We start from the raw sequence: 7,006 nt of genomic DNA, 5'->3' as shown, positions 1-7,006 counted from the left end.
GCGCTGGAATGCGTGCATTGCTATTCGCTGATCCATGACGACCTGCCGGCGATGGACGACGACGATTTGCGGCGCGGCCAGCCGACGGTGCACAAGGCCTTCGACGAAGCGACAGCCATCCTCGCCGGCGACGCGCTGCTGACCTTGGCCTTCGACATCATCGCCGACGGGGCGACGGCCTTGCCTGCCGACCGCAGGGTGGCGCTCGTGCTGGCGCTCGCGCGCGCGGCCGGCGCCGGCGGCATGGTCGGCGGCCAGATGCTCGATCTCGACGCCGAGCGCAAACGGCCGGATGAGGCGGGCATCATCACCTTGCAGGCGATGAAGACCGGCGCGCTGATCCGCTTCGCCTGCGAGGCCGGCGCGATCGTCGCCGGCGCGCCGGCGGCCGACCGCGAGCGGCTGGCCGAATTCGGCTCCGCGATCGGCCTTGCCTTCCAGCTCGCCGACGACCTGCTCGACCTGACCGCCGACGCCAAGCAGATGGGCAAGGCGACGAACAAGGACGCCGCCGCCGGAAAGGCGACGCTCGCTTCGCTGCACGGCCCCGACTGGGTGCGTGGCCAACTGCACGGGCTGATCGACCAGGCGCATGGGCTGCTCGAGCCCTATGGCGAGCAGGCAGGGTTGCTCAAGGAGGCTGCGACCTTTGTCGCGACGCGCAACAGCTGACGACAGGCTATCGGAGGCCTGAAGATGCTTTCTTGCCATAGCGAAGGCCGTCGACCAGCAGGGCGACCATGCGCTGGGCTTGATCGGCGCCGCTCAGCCTCGCGATGGCGTTGAGCAGGTCCCCTGCATCGACATCGCCCCGGATTTCCCCCGCGGTCGCCGCGGCATGGAGTAGTTGGCCGAGCGCGGGCTCCAGATTCTGCTGGAAGTATAGCGGCAGCGGCTCGAAGACGGGATCTCCCGAATGCAGCGCTTCGGCCAAGCCGCGCTTGGTCGCGATAAAGGCCACGTAGCGCTCAATCCACTTCAACAAAGCCTCGCCAGGCTCATAGCTGGCCGCGAGGAGAGGCGCGGCGGCGGCGCAGGCATCGATTTCACGACGAAACACCGCGGCCACGAGATCTGAGCGCCGCGGGAAGTGCCGATAGACCGTACCGACCCCGACACCCGCCTTCTCGGCGATCTCGCGCACCGGCGCATCGACGCCTGAGGTCGCGAACACCGCCTTGGCCGCCTGCAGCAGCGCGTCGAGGTTGCGCTGGACGTCGACCCGTACGCGTCGGTCGACGCCCTCCGCCACCTCATTTTGGGTGCGCCGTTTCCCGCTCACCAAATACCTCTTGAAAAACGGAACGATGTTCCGTATTTGTGAATCGGAACACTGTTCCGTATCCGCCAACATAGTGCAGAGCGGCGGCTGTGACAATCAATCGGACAACAGGAGACGATCATGCCGGACAATCGCATCGCGCTGGTCACCGGAGCCAATCAAGGGGTCGGCCTGCAGGTCGCAAAGGCACTTGCGGCAAACGGGGTCACCGTCCTTGTCGGATCGCGCAATTTCGAGCGCGGCGAGGCGGCGGCGAGCGAGATCGGACCGGGCCCATTGCGCTGCAGCTCGACGTGACGGACCAGGACTCGATCACCGCCGCGGCGGCGCGTATCGGCGACGAATTCGGCCGGCTCGACCTGCTCGTGCAGAATGCCGCGATTTCGAACACCGGGCGCCGGCCGGACGCGACGGTCGAGGACCATGCCAGATTGACCCGCCCGAGCAACGTCTCCCTCGATGAAGTACGCGCCGTGTGGGAGACCAACGTCTTAGGCGTGCTTGCCGTTTACCAGGCAATGCTGCCGCTGCTGCGCCGGTCGGCGGATGCCCGCATCGTCAACGTGTCGAGCGGCGTCGGCTCGCTGACCTCCAACGCCGACCCTGCCTTCGGCTATCGCGCGTTGTTCGGCCCGGTCTATCCGGCCTCCAAGACGGCGCTCAACGCCATAACGCTGGCGATGATGATTGAGCTCGAGTCGACAGGCATCAAGGTCAACCTGGTCTCGCCGGCCTACACCCGCACCAACCTCAACAATTACGGCGGAACGGAGTCGGTCGAGGACGGCTCGCGCGAGGTGGTCCGTGTCGCCCTGCTCGGTCCGGAGGGTCCCTCGGGGACGTTCACAAGGTGGGAAAATGTGACGATCCCCTGGTGACGGCAGATCGAACATGGCCGGCAGCGCTGCTTCTGCCGCAGGCCGCTTGGCGGCGCGTCGAATTCAAGGAGAATAGCCATGCAGTACCGTACGCTCGGACGAACCGGCATCAAGGTCAGCCCCTACTGCCTGGGCGCGATGATGTTCGGCGGCATAGCCAATGCCGATCATGACGATGCGATCCGCATCATCCATAAGGCGCTGGATTTCGGTATCAACTTTGTCGACACCGCCGATCGCTACAGCGCCGGCGAATCCGAGCAGATCGTCGGCAAGGCCCTGAAGGGGCGCCGCGACAGCATCGTGCTTGCCACCAAGGTCCACGGCCCGATGGGCGATGATCCCAACATGCAGGGCAATTCGCGGCGCTGGATCACCCGTGCGGTGGAGGATTCGCTCAAGCGCCTGCAGACGGACTACATCGACCTCTACCAGATCCACCGTCCTTCGCCGGACACCGACATCGAAGAGACGCTTTCGGTGCTTACCGACCTGATGCGGGCGGGAAAGGTGCGCGCCATCGGCTCCTCCACCTTCCCGGTTTCCGAAATCGTCGAGGCGCAGTGGGTCGCGGAGCGGCGCGGCCTCGCGCGCTTCCGCACCGAGCAGCCGCCCTATTCGATCCTCGACCGGGGCATCGAACGCGACACGCTGCCGACCTGTCAGCGCTACGGCATGGGCGTGCTGGTCTGGAGCCCGCTGTCCAAAGGCCTGCTTACCGGCCGCTACCGCAAGGGGCAGCCGCTGCCCGAGGGCGGCATACGAGCGAAATTCATGCCGAGGCAAATGTCCGATGAGCGGAGCCTCGATGTGGTCGAGCAGCTGATTCCGCTGGCGGCCGAAGCCGGCATGTCCCTCACTCACATGGCGATGGCGTTCGTCATGGCGCATCCCGGCGTGACATCGGCGATCCTCGGCCCGCGCACCATGCAGCATCTCGACGACCTGCTTGCCGGCGCCAACATCCCCCTGGCCGACGACGTCCTCGACCGCATCGACCGGATCGTTCCGCCCGGCACCGATGTCGGCCTGAACGAGGCCGCATACAATCCACCGGCTCTGACCACCGCCAGCCTCCGCCGCCGTCCAGCCGCGGAACGGGCGGCGGTATGAGCGCGGCGACGCGTCGGGACGACGTCAGTTCTGCACGTTCGCGGCGCGTGGATCGGGAATGGGCACGGCGGCGATCAGTTCGCGCGTGTAATCCTCCCGCGGCGACGACAGCACCGCGCGGCGCGGGCCGGCTTCGACGATACGGCCGGCGCGCATAACGGCGACGTCATGGCTCATGCGCTCGACCACCGCCATGTCGTGCGAGATGAAGAGATAGGCTAGGCCCAGCGTCTCCTGCAGCTCCAGCATCAGGTCGAGCACGCGAGCGCGCACTGACACGTCGAGCGCGGCGACGCTTTCGTCGGCGACGATCAGCTTCGGTTCCAGCGCCAGGGCGCGTGCGATGCAAATGCGCTGGCGCTGGCCGCCGGAAAATTCGTGCGGATAGCGCGAGGCGTGATCGGCTTCGAGTCCGACCCGCGCAAGAAGCGAGGCCACGCGTTCGCGCCGATCATCCCTGCTGCCGATGCCGTGGATGACGAGCGGCTCGGCGATGGCGGCTCCCACTGTCATGCGCGGGTCGAGCGAGGCGTAGGGGTCCTGGAAGATCATCTGCGCGGCGCGGCGCACCGGCCGCATCGCGGCCGCGGAGAGGCCGTGAATGGACGTGCCGCCGATGATCACCGAGCCGGCGAAAGGAACAAGGCCGAGCACGGCCTTGCCGGTGGTGGACTTGCCGGAGCCGCTCTCGCCGACGAGGCCGAGCGTGCGGCCCGGCCTTATCTCGAAGGAGACATCCTGCACCGCCGGCGCTTCCGAGGCGCGGCGGCGGAACAGGCTGGAGGAGGCGCCGTAATCGACGACAAGCTTCTTCACCGAAAGCACGGGCGCTTCCCCGTCTGGGACCGGCGGTCGGGAGGTGGCCGTGACCCGGGGCGGTGCGTCGGTTCCCGCGAAGGCGCCGAGGCGCGGCACGGCGGCGAGCAGTTCGCGCGTGTAGTCGGCTTGCGGCCGCTCGAAGATGTCGAGCACGAGGCCCGCCTCGACGATCCGTCCATCGCGCATGACGGCCACCCGGTCGGCCATCTCGGCGACGACGCCCATGTCGTGGGTGATGAGGATGATGGCGGTGCCGAACTCCCGTTTCAGTTCCCGCATCAGCTTCAGGATCTGCGCCTGCACCGTCACGTCGAGCGCCGTCGTCGGCTCGTCGGCCAGAAGCACTTTCGGCCGGCAGGACAGCGCCATGGCGATCATGACGCGCTGGCGCATGCCGCCGGAGAGCTCGTGCGGATATTGTTTCATGCGCCGCGCCGGGTCGCTGATATGCACGACATCCAGCATGTCGCGAGCGCGCTGCTCGACGCTTGAACCTTCCGCGCCCTGGTGGATGCGGATCGCCTCGGTCAGTTGCGCACCGATTGAGTGTACCGGGTTGAGCGACGTCATCGGCTCCTGGAAGATCATCGCGATCTCGCCGCCGCGCACGTCGCGCATGGCGCGCTCCGGCAGGCGCGGAAGCGACTGGCGTTCGAGCCTGATGTCGCCGCCGGCGATGCGCAGCGAGGCACGCGGCAACAGGCGCATGATCGAAAGCGCCGTCACCGACTTGCCCGAGCCGGACTCGCCGGCAAGGCAGAGCGTCTCGCCCGGCGCCAGCGCAAAGCTGATGCCGTCGATGACGCGCCTGGCGCCTTGCGGCGTCAGCGCGTCCACCGACAGGCTCTCGACGGTCAGGACAGCATCTCTTCCTCGCCCGGAACCATCCGCCATCAATTGAAGACAATCCTCGGAAAATAGAACGAGACGACCCAGTTCGGCATGTCGACGATCTCGCTGATGCGCAAGTCACCGCAGACCGAGCAGAGCATGTAGGCGTCGACCGGCTTCAGCCCATGGTCGGCGGCGAGCAGATCGACCATGCGCTTCACACTTTCGCGCGCCGCGGTCATCAGGTCCGGTCCGACGCCGGTGGTGACCTCGTAGCCCGCCTCGTCGAGATGGCGGGTCACCGGCCCCGGCGTGGTGAAGCGCGGGCTCTCCAGCCGCGCATCCTTGACCAGCTCGATCGTCGCCTCGACGTCCATGCGGCTCTCGATGGCCGTGCCGCAGACCTCGCCATCCCCTTGAGCGGCGTGGGTGTCGCCGATCGAGAACAGCGCGCCCTCGACCTCGACCGGGAGGTAGAGCGTGGTTCCGGCCGCAAGGTCGCGGATGTCGAGATTGCCGCCGACGCGGCGCGGCGGCACCACAGAATGCAGGCCGGGTTCGGCGGGGGCTAAGCCGATCGTACCGGCGAAGGGTTTCAGCGGCACGCGCCCGCCCGGACCATAGAGCGCCGGCGCCATCGAGGCGGCATCATATTTCCAGATGTGCAGCGCCGGCTCCTTGAACTGGTCGGCGAGCAGGCCGAAGCCCGGAATGTTGGCGGTCCAGCCGAGGCCCGACGGCTCGAAATGGCGCAGCGTGATCTTCAGCGCATCGCCCGGCATCGCGCCCTCGACATAGACGGGTCCTGTCACCGGATTGACCTTGCCGAAATCCATGGTCGAGACATCCGCCACCGTGGAGTTCGCGTCGAACTGTCCGCCGGAGGAATCGAGGCATTCGAAATGGATGGTCGAACCCGGCTTGGCGGTCAGCGCCGGCTCGAAATCGCGGTTCCAGCCGAAATGGTGGCTGGCGCGATGAATGGTGTAGTCGCACTTCACGCACATGGTTGTTGCTTCTCGTTTGTTTTTGGCAAGCCGCCCTCCCGTTTCGGCGGCATCATTGAAAGGCGGCCGGCGGCGGGCTGGACGCCGCCACCGGCAAATGAGACGGCCTATTTGTTCACATAGATCGCTTCGTAATTAATGACGCGGGTCGGATCGATATAGATCTCGTCCGGGCCGCCCATGCGCTTGGCCTTGGCCACCACGCGGCGTTCGTTGAAGACCGGAATCCAGGGCGCGTCATTGGTCTGGATGTCGGTGAAGATCTGCGCCCAGGCCTTGTTGCGCTCCTCGGCCTTGGCCGGCACCGGCATGGCGTCCGCCGCCTGGCCGCGGGCGTCGATGTCCTTGTTGCAGTACCACGACCAGTTCCAGCCGCCGGCAACCGCGCTGCCGCAGCCGAGGATCGGCCCGTAGAAGTCGGACGGATCCGGGAAGTCGGCGATCCAGCCGAGCCCGCCGGACCAGACCATCGGCGCCTGGCCCTGCGTGCCGCCGGCGGCAATCACGTTCGGATTGGCCACCGCCTTGATCTCGGCCTTGACGCCGATCGCCGCCAGATCCTGCTGGATCGCCTGCGTGATGCGTGGCTGCGGATCGGTGTTGGAGGTGTAGATCTGGGTCGAGAAGCCGTCCTTCAACCCGGCCTCGGCAAGCAGCGCCTTGGCCTTTTCGGGATCGTAGGCATAGCCCTTGTAGTTCTGGTCGTAGCCCGGCATCAGCGGCGGCAGCACCTGGCTTGCCGGCGTGGCGCGGCCATTGATGATGCGCACGATGCGGTCCTTGTTGATGGCCATGTTGACGGCCTGCCGCACCTTGGCGTTATCGAAGGGTTTTACCTGCGTGTTCAAAGTGACGTAGCTGGTTTCCAACTGCTGGCGGTCGACGATCATGCCCTCGAACTCGGGCGACTTCTTCATCTCCAGATATTTCGCCGGCGAGATGCCGTCGCCGGCAATGTCGACCTCGCCCTTCTGCAGGCGCAAAAGCGCCACCAGCGGTTCCTGGCCGATCTCGATCGTGAAAGAGTCGACATGCGGCCGATCCTTGATGAAATAGTCGGGGTTCTTCTCGAAGAC

At 66.4% G+C, this 7,006-nt stretch carries 8 protein-coding genes; 4 read left to right on the top strand and 4 right to left on the bottom strand.

Going from position 1 to position 7,006, the window contains the following annotated elements:
• Positions 1-672 (top strand): polyprenyl synthetase family protein (locus EOA24_RS22385; protein ID WP_133374573.1); only part of this gene is annotated, 672 nt, incomplete at its 5' end.
• A gap of 7 nt (positions 673-679) precedes the next feature.
• On the opposite strand, the gene EOA24_RS22380 is transcribed toward EOA24_RS22385, so the two are convergent.
• Positions 680-1,282 carry a TetR/AcrR family transcriptional regulator gene (locus tag EOA24_RS22380; protein WP_245466905.1) on the bottom strand — a complete coding sequence of 201 codons (603 nt, stop codon included), beginning with the start codon at positions 1,280-1,282 and terminating at the stop codon, positions 680-682.
• Positions 1,283-1,402: 120 nt separating this feature from the next.
• Here EOA24_RS22380 and EOA24_RS43940 point away from each other — a divergent pair, with 120 nt between their 5' ends.
• The 3 genes from EOA24_RS43940 to EOA24_RS22370 all read left to right on the top strand — a co-directional run bounded on the left by EOA24_RS43940 (position 1,403) and on the right by EOA24_RS22370 (position 3,273).
• On the top strand, positions 1,403-1,579 hold the full coding sequence (locus tag EOA24_RS43940) for an SDR family NAD(P)-dependent oxidoreductase (RefSeq protein ID WP_210213596.1): 177 nt from the start codon (positions 1,403-1,405) through the stop codon (positions 1,577-1,579).
• Positions 1,576-2,160: an SDR family NAD(P)-dependent oxidoreductase gene (locus EOA24_RS22375; protein ID WP_210213595.1), complete on the top strand. Its 585-nt coding sequence runs from the start codon at positions 1,576-1,578 to the stop codon at positions 2,158-2,160. Before EOA24_RS43940 ends, EOA24_RS22375 begins: the two co-directional genes overlap by 4 nt.
• Positions 2,161-2,238: 78 nt before the next feature.
• Positions 2,239-3,273 carry an aldo/keto reductase gene (locus EOA24_RS22370; RefSeq protein WP_126080798.1) on the top strand — a complete coding sequence of 345 codons (1,035 nt, stop codon included), beginning with the start codon at positions 2,239-2,241 and terminating at the stop codon, positions 3,271-3,273.
• Between the two features lie 24 nt (positions 3,274-3,297).
• Here EOA24_RS22370 and EOA24_RS22365 read toward each other — a convergent pair whose 3' ends face one another.
• The 3 genes from EOA24_RS22365 to EOA24_RS22355 all read right to left on the bottom strand — a co-directional run.
• The gene (locus EOA24_RS22365; protein WP_126080799.1) at positions 3,298-4,986 is read right to left on the bottom strand and encodes an ABC transporter ATP-binding protein; all 1,689 of its coding nucleotides are present in this window, start codon (positions 4,984-4,986) and stop codon (positions 3,298-3,300) included.
• Positions 4,986-5,930, bottom strand: a complete 945-nt coding sequence (locus EOA24_RS22360; RefSeq protein ID WP_126080800.1) for an acetamidase/formamidase family protein — start codon at positions 5,928-5,930, stop codon at positions 4,986-4,988. Before EOA24_RS22360 ends, EOA24_RS22365 begins: the two co-directional genes overlap by 1 nt.
• A 107-nt stretch (positions 5,931-6,037) precedes the next feature.
• A partial coding sequence (locus EOA24_RS22355; RefSeq protein ID WP_133374572.1) for an ABC transporter substrate-binding protein occupies positions 6,038-7,006 on the bottom strand: 969 nt, incomplete at its 5' end.

Source organism: Mesorhizobium sp. M2A.F.Ca.ET.039.01.1.1 (assembly GCF_003998035.1).
Classification (GTDB): domain Bacteria; phylum Pseudomonadota; class Alphaproteobacteria; order Rhizobiales; family Rhizobiaceae; genus Mesorhizobium.
This window is presented reverse-complemented; position numbering and strand designations above follow the sequence as displayed.

Excerpts from the sequence above, each read along its gene's own strand:
- EOA24_RS22365 (WP_126080799.1), bottom strand. The coding sequence starts at position 4,986 with ATGGCGGATGGTTCCGGGCGAGGAAGAGATGCTGTCCTGACCGTCGAG.
- EOA24_RS22370 (WP_126080798.1), top strand. The coding sequence starts at position 2,239 with ATGCAGTACCGTACGCTCGGACGAACCGGCATCAAGGTCAGCCCCTAC.
- EOA24_RS43940 (WP_210213596.1), top strand. The coding sequence starts at position 1,403 with ATGCCGGACAATCGCATCGCGCTGGTCACCGGAGCCAATCAAGGGGTC.
- EOA24_RS22360 (WP_126080800.1), bottom strand. The coding sequence starts at position 5,930 with ATGTGCGTGAAGTGCGACTACACCATTCATCGCGCCAGCCACCATTTC.